Genomic DNA, 13,562 nt, shown 5'->3' with positions numbered 1-13,562 from the left:
CGCTGAGCGAGAAGTGGATCAAGCGGCAGGCACATGTCAGCGTTAAAGATCTGGAGGCGTCGATCGAGTACTACCTGGAAACCTACAACCAGAACCCGAAGCCATTTCGGTGGCACAAGAAGGCCGATGACATCCTTGCCTCAGTCGCTCGCGCGGCGCGAGCGCTGGGCAAATGATTTTCAGTGGTATTTCTGAAACACCACACTAGGAGGCATTGCCGATGCGCCATCCGTTGCTGTCCGGTCTTGCGCTGTGCCTGGTGCTGGCGTTGGCGGGGTGCCAGGCCAGCCTGCCGCCGTTACCGGGCTGGCAGAGCCCCGAAGGGCGTGCCCACGCCCAGCTTGGGCAAATCACGGACCTGGCCAGCGGCCGGCTCATCAGCCCTGAGCAACTGGTCAGGCAGTTGGCCGACGCGCCACGTGTGCTGGTAGGGGAGAAGCATGACAACCCCGATCATCATGCGTTGCAGTTGTGGCTGTTGCGCGCCCTGCAGGCTCAGCGCCCCCAGGGCAGCCTGCTGCTGGAGATGCTGCAGCCCGAGCAGCAGCCGCTGGTCGACAAACTTGAGGCGCAGCAAACGCTGCCTGCGGACCTGCCCAAGGCACTGGCCTGGGAGGATGGCTGGGACTGGCAGCTGTACGGGCCTATTGTGACGCACGCTTTGCAGGACGACATTGCGCTGTTGGCCGCCAACCTTTCGCCCGCTCAGATGCGCCAAGCCTATCGCCAGCCGGCGGCGTTGTCGGGCGCGCGTTCCAATGCCCCAGGGGTGAAGGCCGCGCTGCTTGAGCAGGTGCGTACCGGGCACTGCGGCCTGCTACCGCAAAGCCAGTTGCCAGCCATGCTTGCGGTCCAGCAGCAACGTGACCGGCGCATGGCCGAACGCTTGATGGCGGCACCGCAGCCGGCCTTGCTGTTGGCGGGCGCTTACCACGTACGCAAGGACCTGGGGGTGCCGTTGCATCTGGCCGACCTCTGGGCTCAGGGGCGCAGCGCGGTCGTGCTGTTGGCCGAGGTGGGGGAAGAGGTCGAGGCGGGTATGGCCGACTATGTCTGGTTCACGGCGGCGGTGCCTGAGCAGGACTATTGCGCTCAACTGCGTCAGTAAGGCCAAACGACAGGCAAAAAAAAGACCCGGCAAAAAGCCGGGTCAATAACCGTGATTAGCCTGATGAGGAGATAATCTGAGAGTCCGAACCAGGGGCTTTCAGTTTATCCAACCAGTCTCGCGACCAGTTGTGATAATCATAACGATTCTCATTTCGGAGTCAATCCCCTGCACAGGTTTATTTTGAATTTTTTTGCGGAGGTCTTTTTTCATCCAGTTGTTGATTGAGCGCTTCCTTTCGTTCGATCGGCAAATCATTCCAGTGCATGTCCAGCAACGCGCCTTCTATGGCGTACAACAGCACTTTAGAGGCCCGGAACCCTCGCGTTTTTACAGCCTGGTACGCACCCACCGCGCCCAGGCGGCGCAAATCCGACGCACTGTGGATACCGGCTGCGTGCAACCACTGCGCAGAGGTCTTGCCAAGATTCTTCAGATGCTGCAATTCATCGTTCATCGAGCCTCCTTGCGATGGCTGAACGGGTCTTGGGGATAAATCGCGAGCAGGTCAGAGAGGAGTGTAGCGGGGCTTGGAAAATGCGCGGCTTTTTGCCATCTGTGGCGACGAACAGCCCTGAATACGGGGCCTCCTGGCTTTTCAGTAGCCGCCTCTTTTGGTGTGGCAGGGCCCCAGTGGTGCGGGTTTACCCGCTACCACAGGGGCCCTGCGAGGATTACAGGCCCGGCAAGCGCTGACGCACCTGTTCGATCACCTGGTCCATGCTGGCACCTTCCTGGGTGTCGACGCGCTTGCTGACCAGCAGTTCTTCCTCGCTCAACGCATCACGGCTGGCCTGTTGCGCCTTGACCACCTCCAGGGTGGCGTCCGACGGGTCGCTGTTTGCGGCTTGGCGCCGGGCCAGCCAGCTGGCAATGACCGCTTCCGGTGCGTGGCAATCGAGGATCAAGAAGGGGACGCCCGTCTGGTTGGCGACATCTGCCGCCGCCTGGCGCTGTTCACGCTTGAGGTAGGTGGCATCCAGCACGACCGGGAAGCCCGCGCGCAATACCGTCTCCGCTACCTCGTGCAGGCGCTGGTAGGTGGCGGCACTGGCATCCTGGTCATAGATGCCGGCAGTCAGCTGGCCGACGTTTGCTTGCTGCTGTTCGCCGAACAGGCGCTTGCGCTCGACATCGGAGCGCACGCGGATCGCGCCCAGGGCCTCGACCAGGCGCATCGCCACGTGGCTCTTGCCCACTGCCGAGACGCCATGGGTGATGGCCAACAGCCGCGAAGGGATGGCGCTGTAGCTTTCCGCCAGGTTGGCGTAGTTGCGGTAGGTGCGCAGGGTCGTGGCGCGTTGCACGCCATCGGCATCGGCCGGCATGCTGAACAGCGCCACCTTGGCGCGCACCAAGGCGCGGTAGGCCTTGTAGAAGTTCAGCACTTCCAGGCCTTCATAATCGCCGGTCAGTTCCAGGTACTGGCTGACGAAGCGCCGGGCCAGGCACTTGAGGCCGCGGTCTTCCAAGTCCATGGCCAGGAAGCCGGTGTCGGCCCAGACGTCGGTCATGCGGAACGGTTCGTTGAACTCGATGCAGTCGAAGATCACCACCTTGCCGTTGATCACGGTGGCGTTGCCCAGGTGGATGTCACCGTGGCATTCACGGGTGAAGCCATTGGCCTTGCGGGCCGCGAACAGGCCTTGGAGCCGCTCGAAGCTGCTACGTGCCCAGGCCTGGAGGTTGTCCAGTTGCTGCAGGTCGGCCTTGTCGGTGAGGAATGGGCGGATCTGTTCGAAATTCTGCTCGACCGGGGCCATCACGCTTTCAGGTGAGCCGTAAGGTTGCTCTGCCGGCACCTTGGGCGTCTGCAGGTGGAATTCGGCAACCTGCCGGGCCATCTGGTCGATGTGCTCGGCGTTGAGCTCGCCGTTGGCCTGCAAGGTGCTGAGCATCTGCCCTTGGGGGAACTGGCGCATCTTCAGTGCGTACTCGATGGCCTCGCCCTCGCCGCCGATTTGCGGGGCTTCGGCACTGCCGGTGATCGGCAGTACTTCAAGGTACAGGTCCTCGGTCAGGCGCTGGTTCAGGCGCAATTCTTCGTTACAGAAATGCGCGCGCTGATCCAGTCGGGTGAAGTCGAGGAAGCCGAAGTTCATTGGCTTCTTGACCTTGTAGGCGTACTCGCCAGTCAGCAGGACCCAGGAGATATGCGTCTCGATGAGTTGGAACCCATCCACGGGGTGAGGGTAGAGGGCTGGGTTCTGCAACGCAGTAATAAGAGCTTGGCTCACGGGAAATCCTTCCGAGGGCAGGGAATTCGAATGCGCCATTATGGTCAATGGTGCCGTCCCTGCATACCGCCGGGGGCGCCTGCCCAGCCTTTACAAAGTGCGTATAATCCGCCGCCATGACTCGAACTCGAAACGCTCGTACCCCTCAGAAACGCCCGACCGGCCGCTCTCGCGCCTGGCTGGGCTGGGCTTTGAAGCTCAGCCTGGTCGGCCTGGTGATCATCGCCGGCTTCGCGGTTTACCTCGATGCTGTCGTCCAGGAAAAGTTCTCCGGCAAGCGCTGGACCATCCCGGCCAAGGTGTATGCCCGGCCGTTGGAGCTGTTCGTCGGCCAAAAACTGAGCAAGAACGACTTCCTCACCGAACTCGACGCCCTTGGCTATCGCCGTGAAAGCGCGGCCAACGGCCCGGGCGCAGCGGCAGTCAACGGTAATACCGTCGACCTCAATACCCGTGGCTTCCAGTTCTACGAAGGGATGGAGCCGGCGCAGTTCGTGCGCGTGCGCTTCTCTGGCGATTATGTCGCCGGGCTTTCCGGCGCCAACAACGGCAAGCTCGATGTGGTACGCCTGGAGCCGCTGATGATCGGCGGCATTTACCCGAAAAACCTCGAAGACCGCATCCTGATCAAGATCGATCAGGTGCCGCCGTACCTGCTCGAAACCCTGGTGGCAACCGAGGACCGCGACTTCTACAGCCACTTTGGCGTGTCGCCCAAGTCCATCGCCCGTGCGGTGTGGGTCAACACCTCGTCCGGGGCCATGCGCCAGGGCGGCAGTACCCTGACCCAGCAGTTGGTGAAGAACTTCTACCTCACCAGCGAGCGCAGCCTCAGCCGCAAGCTGACTGAAGCGATGATGGCCGTGCTGCTGGAGCTGCATTACGACAAGCGCGAGATCCTTGAGGCCTACCTCAACGAGGTATTCGTCGGCCAAGACGGCCAGCGTGCGGTGCATGGCTTCGGCCTGGCCAGCCAGTTCTTCTTCAGCCAACCGCTGTCAGAGCTCAAGCTGCACCAGATCGCCTTGCTGGTGGGCATGGTCAAGGGGCCGTCCTACTACAACCCGCGGCGTTATCCTGACCGCGCCCTGGCCCGTCGTAACCTGGTGCTCGACCTGCTGGCCGAGCAGGGCGTGGCGAGCAAGGACGTGATCGAGGCGGCGAAGAAGATGCCGCTGGGCGTGACCAAGCGCGGCAGCCTGGCAGACAGCTCGTTCCCGGCGTTCCTCGACCTGGTCAAGCGCCAGTTGCGCCAGGACTACCGCGACGAAGACTTGACCGAAGAAGGCCTGCGTATCTTCACCAGCTTCGACCCGATCCTGCAGATGAAGGCCGAAACCTCGATGAACGAGACCTTCAAGCGCCTGGCCGGGCGCAAGGGGGCTGACGAGGTCGAGTCGGCGATGGTCGTGACCAACCCGGAAACCGGGGAAGTCCAAGCGCTGATCGGCAGCCGTCTGTCGGGCTTTGCCGGCTTCAACCGGGCCATCGACGCAGTGCGGCCGATCGGTTCACTGGTCAAGCCGGCGGTGTACCTGACCGCCCTGGAGCAGCCCAGCAAATACACCCTGACCAGTTGGATACAGGACGAGCCGTTCTCGGTCAAAGGGGCCAACGGCCAGGTCTGGCGCCCGCAGAACTATGACCGCCGGCCCCATGGCACCATTTATCTGTACCAGGGCCTGGCCAACTCCTACAACCTGTCGACGGCCAAGCTCGGCCTGGAAGTGGGCGTGCCCAATGTGATCAAGACCATTGGTCGGCTGGGCGTGAATGTCGATTGGCCAGCCTTCCCGGCGATGCTGCTGGGGGCCGGTGGTATGTCGCCGATGCAGGTCGCGACCATGTACCAGACGATTGCCAATGGTGGTTTCAACACGCCGATGCGCGGTATCCGCAGCGTGCTGACCGCCGAGGGCGAACCGCTCAAGCGCTACCCGTTCCAGATTCAGCAAACCTTCGACCCGGGTTCCATCTACCTGGTGCAGAACGCCATGCAACGGGTGATGCGCGAAGGTACCGGCCGTTCGGTGTACAACGTGTTGCCGCGTTCGCTCACCCTGGCCGGCAAGACCGGTACCAGCAACGACTCGCGTGACAGCTGGTTCTCCGGCTTCAGCCAGGACCTGCTGGCGGTGGTGTGGATGGGCCGCGACGATAACGGCAAGACGCCGTTCACCGGTGCCACTGGCGCCCTGCAGGTCTGGACCAGCTTCATGAAGAAGGCCGACCCGTTGCCGCTGGACATGCCGCAGCCGGACAACATCGTGCAAGCCTGGATCGACCCGTACAGCGGGCAAGGTTCTGATGGCAGCTGTCCGGGAGCGGTGCAGATGCCGTATATTCGCGGCAGCGAACCGCCCGCCGGGGCAACCTGTGGCGGTGAGCAGAATCCGGCAGAATCGGTCATGGACTGGGTCAAAGGCTGGATGAATTAAGCGCGAGCTGCATTGATGAGGTGTGAAGTGAATAAGTGGCTGTTTCCTGCCTTGACGGCGTTGGTTGTGCTTCAGGGTTGCTCCAGCGTCCAGCGTGGCAATATCCCGGTGGTCGACTCGAGCACGCGCGTGTCCAACAGTGAACGCGTAACGGCCAACCGCTCGGCGGCTGGCATGAACAGCGGCACCTCACAAGCGCAAACGCTGCCTGAGGACTCCGGCGTGACCGTGATGATTCCGCAGGGTGCCGGTGCCTCGGGCATCCAGACGTTCCCGGCCGCCAATGGGGCGGCACCGATCAGCGCCATGCCGATTACCCCTGGCCCGGTCTCCACCGGGCCGATGACCACCAACCCCAACCCGATTGCCGACGAACCGTTCGACATCGCGTCGATGAACAGCCCGGCGAAAGCCAGTAGCGCGCCGACCGGTATTCCGCGTAGCACTGCCGCAGCCGGTGGGCTGTCTGCCGATGAACAGCTCGACGGGCCAGTGCTGGCGCTGTTGACCACTGCCCAGCAACAACAGGGCAGTGGCGACTTCAATGGTGCTTCGTCGAGCCTGGAGCGTGCCCAGCGTATCGCGCCGCGCGAACCGCAGGTGCTGTTCCGCCTGGCCCAGGTGCGCCTGGCCCAGGGTGATGCCGCGCAGGCCGAGCAGTTGGCCCGCCGAGCCCTGACCTATGCCAATGGCCGCCCTGACCTGCAGGCCGAACTGTGGAACACCATCGCCCAGGCCCGCGAGAAGCAAGGTGACAGTGCCGGTGCGGCGCTGGCGCGGCAGAAGGCACGGGTGAACTCGTAATGATCAAGCAACGCATTTTGGACATCGCCGACCACCTGCTGCTGATCGAGCGTGAACTGAAGGTGCAGGGCTGGTGGGGCGATGAGCCGCCCAGCGATGAAGCGCTGGCCAGCACCGTGCCCTTCGCGGTCGACACCATGAGCCTGGAGCAGTGGCTGCAATGGATCTTCCTGCCGCGCATGAAGATCATCATTGAGCTAGGCCAGCCGCTGCCTAACGCGTCGGGCATTCTGGTAATGGCCGAAACGGTGTTCACCGATCGCCCGGAGCAGAGTCGCGAGCTACGGCGCCTGCTAGCAGAGTTCGATCAATTGATCGCTGCTTGAGCCTGATTTCTTCTCTTTTTCCTTCAAGGGCCGCAGATTGTGGCCCTTTTTTATGGAAATCTTATTAATTCTGCTGCTGGTATCCTTTTTAGTGGTGGCAGGAATTCATCTTGAGGAAAAATTGGCAATAATTTTTCTTGACTTGTAGCCGCCAAATCACAAGAATCCAACTTCCGCTGTAGAGGGACTGCCAGAAGCAGACCCGCTAAGCAGATCATGAGGCGCACACCCGCGCCGACCTGTAACACCCCGCAACGCGTTACCTCGCGCTGGGTGGGAAAACCCCGCAACACTCTGGGGCGCTCCCAATACTTGCTCAGTCAGTGCTGACGTTCGCTCGTGCTCTGCTTGGCAGTAAACCTATTAAGACCCGTCCACTAGGGACGGTATTCTGGCGTTTTAGAGGTGAACAACGTGGAGCTTTTATCTGGCGCTGAGATGGTCGTCCGCTTCTTGCGTGACGAAGGCGTTAAGCACATCTACGGGTACCCTGGCGGTGCTCTTCTTCATGTTTACGACGCCCTGTTCAAGGAACCGGAAGTCGAACACATCCTGGTTCGTCACGAACAGGCTGCGACCCATATGGCGGACGGCTACGCCCGTGCCACCGGCAAGGCCGGTGTGGTGCTGGTAACCTCCGGCCCGGGTGCGACCAATGCCATCACCGGCATTGCCACCGCCTACATGGATTCGATTCCGATGGTCATCCTCTCCGGCCAGGTGCCTAGCACCATGGTGGGTACCGATGCCTTCCAGGAAACCGACATGATCGGTATCTCGCGGCCGATCGTGAAGCACAGCTTCATGATCAAGAATGCCACCGAGATCCCTGAAGTTCTGAAAAAAGCCTTCTATCTGGCGCAATCCGGCCGTCCCGGCCCGGTCGTGGTCGACATTCCAAAAGATATGACCAACCCGGCCGAGAAGTTCGAGTACGTCTATCCGAAGAAGGTCAAGCTGCGCTCCTACAGCCCGGCGGTACGTGGCCACTCCGGCCAGATCCGCAAGGCCGCCGAGATGCTGCTGGCTGCCAAGCGCCCCATTGTCTATGCCGGTGGTGGCGTGATCCTCGGCGGTGGCTCCGAAGCCCTGACCGAAATCGCCAAGTCGCTGAACCTGCCGGTTACCAATACCCTCATGGGTCTGGGTAGCTACCCGGGTACCGACCGTCAGTTCGTCGGCATGCTCGGCATGCACGGCAGCTTCACGGCCAACATGGCCATGCACAATGCCGACGTCATCTTCGCCGTCGGCGCGCGCTTCGATGACCGCGTGGTCAACGGCCCGGCCAAGTTCTGCCCGAATGCCAAGATCATCCACATCGACATCGACCCGGCGTCGATTTCCAAGATGATCAAGGCCGACGTGCCTATCGTGGGCCCGGTCGACAGCGTCTTGAACGAGATGCTCGGCATCCTCAAGGAAATCGGCGAGCAGCCTGACAAGGCCGCCGCAGAAGCCTGGTGGAAGCAGATTGACGAGTGGCGTGGCGATGGCGACCTTTTCCCTTACAACAAAGGGGACGGCAGCGTCATCAAGCCGCAGACCGTGATCGAAACCCTGTGCGAAGTGACCAAGGGCGATGCCTTCGTCACCTCCGACGTTGGCCAGCATCAGATGTTCGCGGCGCAGTACTACCGCTTCAACAAGCCTAACCGCTGGATCAACTCCGGTGGCCTGGGCACCATGGGCTTCGGTTTCCCGGCGGCCATGGGCGTCAAGCTCAACTTCCCGGATCAGGACGTGGCGTGCGTCACTGGCGAAGGCAGTATCCAGATGAACATCCAGGAGCTGTCTACCTGCATGCAGTACGGCCTGCCGGTAAAAATCGTCAACCTGAACAACGGTGTATTGGGCATGGTCCGCCAGTGGCAGGACATGGCGTACAACGGCCGTCATTCGCACTCCTATGTCGAGTCGCTGCCTGACTTCATCAAGCTGGCCGAGGCCTATGGCCATGTGGGTATCCGCATCACCAGCCTGAAGGACCTCAAGCCGAAGCTGGAAGAGGCGTTTGCGATGAAAGACCGCCTGGTGTTCATCGACATCGCGGTTGACCGTACCGAGCACGTCTATCCGATGCAGATCAAGGATGGCTCGATGCGTGACATGTGGCTGAGCAAGACGGAGCGTACCTGATATGCGGCACATCATTTCCCTGCTGCTGGAAAACGAACCCGGTGCCTTGTCTCGCGTCGTTGGCCTGTTCTCCCAGCGTAACTACAACATTGAAAGCCTGACCGTGGCGCCGACCGAAGACCCGACCCTGTCGCGTCTGACGCTGACCACCGTTGGCCATGACGAAGTGATCGAGCAGATCACCAAGAACCTGAACAAGCTCGTCGAAGTGGTGAAGCTTGTCGACCTGTCGGAAAGCGCTCATATCGAGCGCGAACTGATGCTGGTCAAGGTCAAGGCCACCGGAGCCCAGCGCGCCGAAATCAAGCGCACCACGGATATCTTCCGTGGCCAGATCGTCGATGTGACCGCCAGTGTGTACACCGTGCAACTGAGCGGCACCAGCGACAAACTGGACAGCTTCATCCAGGCCATCGGCACCGCATCGATTCTCGAAACCGTGCGCAGTGGCGTCACCGGCATTGCCCGTGGCGACAAAGTGCTCAGCATCTAAATTCAAAAATTAGCGATGGCTCCGCAGGGGCCGAGATATAACCAGGGGTATTTTCATGAAAGTTTTCTACGATAAAGACTGCGACCTTTCCATCATCCAGGGTAAGAAAGTCGCCATCATCGGTTACGGTTCCCAAGGCCACGCCCAGGCGTGCAACCTGAAAGACTCCGGTGTAGACGTTACCGTCGGTCTGCGTAAAGGCTCGGCCACCGTTGCCAAGGCCGAAGCCCACGGTCTGAAAGTTGCCGACGTGGCTACCGCTGTCGCTGCTGCCGACCTGGTCATGATCCTGACCCCGGACGAGTTCCAAGGCGCTCTGTACAAGAACGAGATCGAGCCGAACATCAAGAAAGGCGCCACCCTGGCCTTCTCCCACGGCTTCTCTATCCACTACAACCAGGTTGTTCCGCGTGCCGACCTCGACGTGATCATGATCGCGCCGAAAGCCCCGGGCCACACCGTGCGTTCCGAGTTCGTCAAAGGCGGCGGCATCCCTGACCTGATCGCTATCTACCAGGACGCTTCCGGCAACGCCAAAAACGTTGCGCTGTCCTACGCTGCAGGCGTCGGTGGCGGCCGTACCGGCATCATCGAAACCACCTTCAAGGACGAGACTGAAACCGACCTGTTCGGTGAGCAGGCTGTTCTGTGTGGCGGTACCGTCGAGCTGGTCAAAGCCGGTTTCGAAACCCTGGTCGAAGCTGGCTACGCGCCAGAAATGGCCTACTTCGAGTGCCTGCACGAGCTGAAGCTGATCGTTGACCTCATGTACGAAGGCGGCATCGCCAACATGAACTACTCGATCTCGAACAACGCCGAGTACGGTGAGTACGTCACCGGCCCAGAAGTCATCAACGAAGAATCCCGCAAGGCCATGCGCAACGCTCTGAAGCGCATCCAGGACGGCGAGTACGCGAAGATGTTCATCTCCGAAGGTGCCACCAACTACCCATCGATGACCGCCAAGCGCCGCAACAACGCTGCCCACGGCATCGAAGTCATCGGCGAGCAACTGCGCTCGATGATGCCTTGGATCTCGGCGAACAAGATCGTCGACAAAGCCAAGAACTAAGTTTCTCGCAACATGAAAAACGCGGCTTCGGCCGCGTTTTTTCGTTTAGGCAGCCGGCATCTGGTATAAAGCAGACCAGTGGCCTGCCGTCAGAACCTGTTTCGCAGGCCCGTGTCGAACATATTCCACCCTGTTGCAAGGTACCCTACATGAGCGAACGTCCCGAAGAGCCGAACAAGCCCTCCGACGCCGAAAGCCTGCTACCTGTCGATGAGCACATTGAAGAAGGCCATGACGCCGAAGGGCGCAAGGTCCGGCATCGCGGCATTTATTTGCTGCCCAACCTGTTCACCACCGCCAACCTGTTCGCCGGCTTCTATTCCATCATCAACTCGATGAGCGCGCAGAGTGCGCTGAGCGCCGGTGACCCGCGCGAGGCAAGCAAGTACTTCGCCTTCGCCGCCATCGCTATCTTCGTTGCCATGGTGCTCGATGGCCTTGATGGCCGTGTAGCACGCATGACCAACACCCAGAGCGCCTTCGGCGCCGAGTACGATTCGCTGTCGGACATGGTCGCCTTCGGTGTGGCCCCGGCGCTGCTGGCCTTTGGTTGGGCACTGGGCGACATGGGCAAGGTCGGCTGGATGGTCGCCTTCATCTATGTGGCGGGCGCCGCTCTGCGGCTGGCGCGCTTCAACACCCAGGTGGGTACCGCCGACAAGCGTTACTTCATCGGCCTGGCCAGCCCGGCCGCTGCCGGGGTGGTTGCAGGTACCGTGTGGGCCTTCAGTGACTACGGCATCCAGGGCTCCAAGCTGTCGTTCCTGGTGGCGCTGCTGGTTGCGGCTGCCGGCATGCTGATGGTCAGTAACATCAAGTACAACAGCTTCAAGGAGCTCGACCTCAAAGGGCGCGTGCCGTTTGTGGCTATCCTGGCTGTGGTGCTGGTATTCGCGGTGGTCTTCAGCGACCCGCCCCGCATTCTGCTGCTGATCTTCCTGGCCTACGCGGCGTCTGGGCCGATCCAGTTCCTGCTGCGGTCTCGCCGTCGTAAGTCGTGACAATGATTTAATGATGGAATAACCCTCCGGCTCCATAGTCTTACTGGTACATCCGTTATCCAGTGCTGTGGAGCCGTCCATGCTCATCAAGCTACCCAGGTCGTCCGAGTGCAATGCATCGGAGATCACCCCCGAAGGTCTCTATCTCTCTCGTCGCAGCTTGCTCGGTGGTTCGCTGGCAGGGCTAGCCCTGGGCGCACTGCCAGGCCTGGCGCATGCGGCCGAGGCCAGCCGTTACGCTGATGTCGAGGCGGGCGCCGCACCAGGCTGGTTCAGCGACAAGCTGGCTGCCACGCAATGGCAGGCGGTAACGGTCAAGGGCGAGGCCATCACCCCGTTCAAAGATGCGACCCAGTACAACAACTTCTATGAGTTTGGGCCTGACAAGGGCGACCCAGCGGCCAATGGTAATAGCTTGAAGACCGAGCCGTGGTCGGTGGTGGTCGATGGCGAGGTTGGTAAGCCAGGGCGCTATGCCCTCGAAGACTTCGTCAAGCCGTATCAGCTCGAAGAGCGCATCTACCGGTTGCGCTGTGTCGAGGCCTGGTCAATGGTCATCCCCTGGCTTGGATTCCCGCTGGCTCAGGTACTCAAACAGGTAGAGCCGACATCGAAAGCGCGCTACGTGCGATTCGAGACGTTGAAGGACCCGGAGCACATGCCCGGGCAGCGCTCAGGCTTTGCCTTGATCGACTGGCCTTATAGAGAAGGGTTGCGCCTGGATGAGGCGATGCACCCCTTGGCGATTCTGGCGGTGGGCATGTATGGCCGCGAGCTGGCTAACCAGAATGGCGCGCCGCTGCGGCTGGTGGTGCCGTGGAAGTATGGGTTCAAGAGCATCAAGTCGATCGTGCGTATCAGCTTGGTGGCCGAGCAGCCGCAAACCACCTGGGAGGGGCTGGCGCCAGACGAGTATGGCTTCTATGCCAACGTCAACCCGGAAGTCGATCACCCGCGTTGGAGCCAGGCGCGTGAACGCCGTTTACCCAGTGGCCTGTTCAGCCCCAATGTGCGGCAGACCCAGATGTTCAATGGCTACGCCGATGAGGTGGCGTCGCTGTATACCGGCCTCGACCTGCGGAAGAACTATTGATGCGTTATCCCTGGTTGCGCCTGGCCATCTTTATAGTGGGGTGCGCGTTGCCGCTTTGGTGGTTGTATGAAGCGGCGATGAGCCTGCTGGGGCCTGACCCGGGCAAGATCCTGATGGACCGGCTGGGTTTGGGTGCGCTGACGTTCTTGCTGGTGACGTTGTGCATGACGCCGTTGCAGCGGCTGACCGGGTGGTCGGGCTGGATCGTCGTGCGCCGGCAGCTGGGGCTGTGGTGTTTTGCTTATATCGTGCTGCACATCCTTTGTTATCTGTTCTTTATTCTGGGGTTGGACTGGGGGCAGTTGGCTGTCGAGCTACGCAAGCGGCCCTACATTTTTGTGGGTGCGCTGGGTTTTCTTGGTTTGCTGGCCCTGGCGGTCACCTCCAATCGGTACAGCCAGCGGCGGTTGGGGGCCCGTTGGAAAAAGCTGCACAAGCTGGTGTATGTGATTCTGGGGTTGGGGTTGCTGCATTTTCTGTGGATTGTGCGCTCGGACCTGCGGGAGTGGGCTATCTATGCGGGCATTGGTGGCTTGCTGTTGGTATTGCGGATTCCCGCAGTAGCGCGGCGCGTGCCGCGGTCGGTGGGGCGGCGGGGGAGGGTGGCTTCGTAGGGGGGGCTTTCTCGTCGTTGGGTTTGTGGGGGGCAGAAGTGTTCGCCACAGCAGTTTCAGCGCCTATGAGATCGAGCGCCGCCCGCGCGGCGCTCGATCTCATAGGCGCTGAAAGGGTAATGGCGGGCACCTGTCAGCCTTGATGCGGTCTTTTCTGCGGTTATTTCACTTTAATGAACATTAAGGGTTGACGCGATTTCGAATCCCCTTATAATGCGCCCCACTTCCAGCGTAGTC

Annotated in this window: 12 protein-coding genes and 1 pseudogene; 11 read left to right on the top strand and 2 right to left on the bottom strand. The window is 61.0% G+C overall.

Going from position 1 to position 13,562, the window contains the following annotated elements; translation table 11 throughout:
- Both CKW22_RS27025 and CKW22_RS27020 read left to right on the top strand, forming a co-directional pair.
- Window positions 1–176, top strand: a pseudogene (locus tag CKW22_RS27025) (IS630 family transposase); the annotation flags it as partial.
- 44 nt (window positions 177–220) lie between these two features.
- Window positions 221–1,108 carry a ChaN family lipoprotein gene (locus CKW22_RS27020; protein WP_095065605.1) on the top strand — a complete coding sequence of 296 codons (888 nt, stop codon included), beginning with the start codon at window positions 221–223 and terminating at the stop codon, window positions 1,106–1,108.
- Between the two features lie 178 nt (window positions 1,109–1,286).
- On the opposite strand, the gene CKW22_RS27015 is transcribed toward CKW22_RS27020, so the two are convergent.
- Both CKW22_RS27015 and CKW22_RS27010 read right to left on the bottom strand, forming a co-directional pair.
- The gene (locus tag CKW22_RS27015) at window positions 1,287–1,565 is read right to left on the bottom strand and encodes a TfoX/Sxy family protein (RefSeq protein WP_047583985.1); all 279 of its coding nucleotides are present in this window, start codon (window positions 1,563–1,565) and stop codon (window positions 1,287–1,289) included.
- A gap of 217 nt (window positions 1,566–1,782) precedes the next feature.
- The gene (locus CKW22_RS27010) at window positions 1,783–3,345 is read right to left on the bottom strand and encodes a bifunctional aminoglycoside phosphotransferase/ATP-binding protein (protein WP_095065603.1); all 1,563 of its coding nucleotides are present in this window, start codon (window positions 3,343–3,345) and stop codon (window positions 1,783–1,785) included.
- Window positions 3,346–3,461: 116 nt separating this feature from the next.
- On the opposite strand from CKW22_RS27010, the gene mrcB reads away from it, so the two are divergent.
- The 9 genes from mrcB to msrQ all read left to right on the top strand — a co-directional run bounded on the left by mrcB (window position 3,462) and on the right by msrQ (window position 13,325).
- Window positions 3,462–5,783 (top strand): penicillin-binding protein 1B, encoded by a 2,322-nt coding sequence (gene mrcB / locus CKW22_RS27005; protein WP_033701549.1) that lies wholly within the window; start codon window positions 3,462–3,464, stop codon window positions 5,781–5,783.
- Window positions 5,784–5,798: 15 nt separating this feature from the next.
- Window positions 5,799–6,587 carry a tetratricopeptide repeat protein gene (locus CKW22_RS27000; RefSeq protein WP_033701548.1) on the top strand — a complete coding sequence of 263 codons (789 nt, stop codon included), beginning with the start codon at window positions 5,799–5,801 and terminating at the stop codon, window positions 6,585–6,587.
- Entirely contained in the window at window positions 6,587–6,913 is a 327-nt protein-coding gene (locus CKW22_RS26995) for a YqcC family protein (RefSeq protein WP_095065601.1), read from the top strand. Before CKW22_RS27000 ends, CKW22_RS26995 begins: the two co-directional genes overlap by 1 nt.
- A gap of 414 nt (window positions 6,914–7,327) precedes the next feature.
- Window positions 7,328–9,052, top strand: coding sequence for an acetolactate synthase 3 large subunit (locus CKW22_RS26990; RefSeq protein WP_033702567.1), 1,725 nt, complete (start codon window positions 7,328–7,330; stop codon window positions 9,050–9,052).
- Between the two features lies 1 nt (window position 9,053).
- The gene (gene ilvN / locus CKW22_RS26985; protein ID WP_003250040.1) at window positions 9,054–9,545 is read left to right on the top strand and encodes an acetolactate synthase small subunit; all 492 of its coding nucleotides are present in this window, start codon (window positions 9,054–9,056) and stop codon (window positions 9,543–9,545) included.
- Between the two features lie 55 nt (window positions 9,546–9,600).
- Window positions 9,601–10,617, top strand: coding sequence for a ketol-acid reductoisomerase (gene ilvC, locus CKW22_RS26980; RefSeq protein ID WP_033701544.1), 1,017 nt, complete (start codon window positions 9,601–9,603; stop codon window positions 10,615–10,617).
- Between the two features lie 149 nt (window positions 10,618–10,766).
- Window positions 10,767–11,618 carry a CDP-diacylglycerol--serine O-phosphatidyltransferase gene (gene pssA, locus CKW22_RS26975; protein WP_027594991.1) on the top strand — a complete coding sequence of 284 codons (852 nt, stop codon included), beginning with the start codon at window positions 10,767–10,769 and terminating at the stop codon, window positions 11,616–11,618.
- A 79-nt stretch (window positions 11,619–11,697) separates the two neighbouring features.
- The gene (msrP, locus tag CKW22_RS26970) at window positions 11,698–12,711 is read left to right on the top strand and encodes a protein-methionine-sulfoxide reductase catalytic subunit MsrP (protein WP_033701543.1); all 1,014 of its coding nucleotides are present in this window, start codon (window positions 11,698–11,700) and stop codon (window positions 12,709–12,711) included.
- Complete coding sequence (gene msrQ / locus CKW22_RS26965) at window positions 12,711–13,325, top strand: protein-methionine-sulfoxide reductase heme-binding subunit MsrQ (protein ID WP_095065599.1); 615 nt, start codon at window positions 12,711–12,713, stop codon at window positions 13,323–13,325. Before msrP ends, msrQ begins: the two co-directional genes overlap by 1 nt.
- The last annotated feature ends 237 nt before the right edge of the window (window positions 13,326–13,562 follow it).

The sequence above is a fragment of the Pseudomonas sp. Irchel s3f19 genome, from assembly GCF_900187555.1.
In the GTDB taxonomy this organism is placed as follows: domain Bacteria; phylum Pseudomonadota; class Gammaproteobacteria; order Pseudomonadales; family Pseudomonadaceae; genus Aquipseudomonas; species Aquipseudomonas capeferrum.
Note: the sequence above shows the minus strand (reverse complement) of the source record. Positions and strands in the feature narration are given on the sequence as shown.

What these genes read in the sequence shown, in the direction of transcription:
- CKW22_RS27020 (WP_095065605.1), top strand. Translation starts at nt 221, where the DNA reads ATGCGCCATCCGTTGCTGTCCGGTCTTGCGCTGTGCCTGGTGCTGGCG.
- CKW22_RS27015 (WP_047583985.1), bottom strand. Translation starts at nt 1,565, where the DNA reads ATGAACGATGAATTGCAGCATCTGAAGAATCTTGGCAAGACCTCTGCG.
- mrcB (WP_033701549.1), top strand. Translation starts at nt 3,462, where the DNA reads ATGACTCGAACTCGAAACGCTCGTACCCCTCAGAAACGCCCGACCGGC.
- CKW22_RS27000 (WP_033701548.1), top strand. Translation starts at nt 5,799, where the DNA reads ATGAGGTGTGAAGTGAATAAGTGGCTGTTTCCTGCCTTGACGGCGTTG.
- CKW22_RS26995 (WP_095065601.1), top strand. Translation starts at nt 6,587, where the DNA reads ATGATCAAGCAACGCATTTTGGACATCGCCGACCACCTGCTGCTGATC.
- ilvN (WP_003250040.1), top strand. Translation starts at nt 9,054, where the DNA reads ATGCGGCACATCATTTCCCTGCTGCTGGAAAACGAACCCGGTGCCTTG.
- ilvC (WP_033701544.1), top strand. Translation starts at nt 9,601, where the DNA reads ATGAAAGTTTTCTACGATAAAGACTGCGACCTTTCCATCATCCAGGGT.
- pssA (WP_027594991.1), top strand. Translation starts at nt 10,767, where the DNA reads ATGAGCGAACGTCCCGAAGAGCCGAACAAGCCCTCCGACGCCGAAAGC.
- msrP (WP_033701543.1), top strand. Translation starts at nt 11,698, where the DNA reads ATGCTCATCAAGCTACCCAGGTCGTCCGAGTGCAATGCATCGGAGATC.
- msrQ (WP_095065599.1), top strand. Translation starts at nt 12,711, where the DNA reads ATGCGTTATCCCTGGTTGCGCCTGGCCATCTTTATAGTGGGGTGCGCG.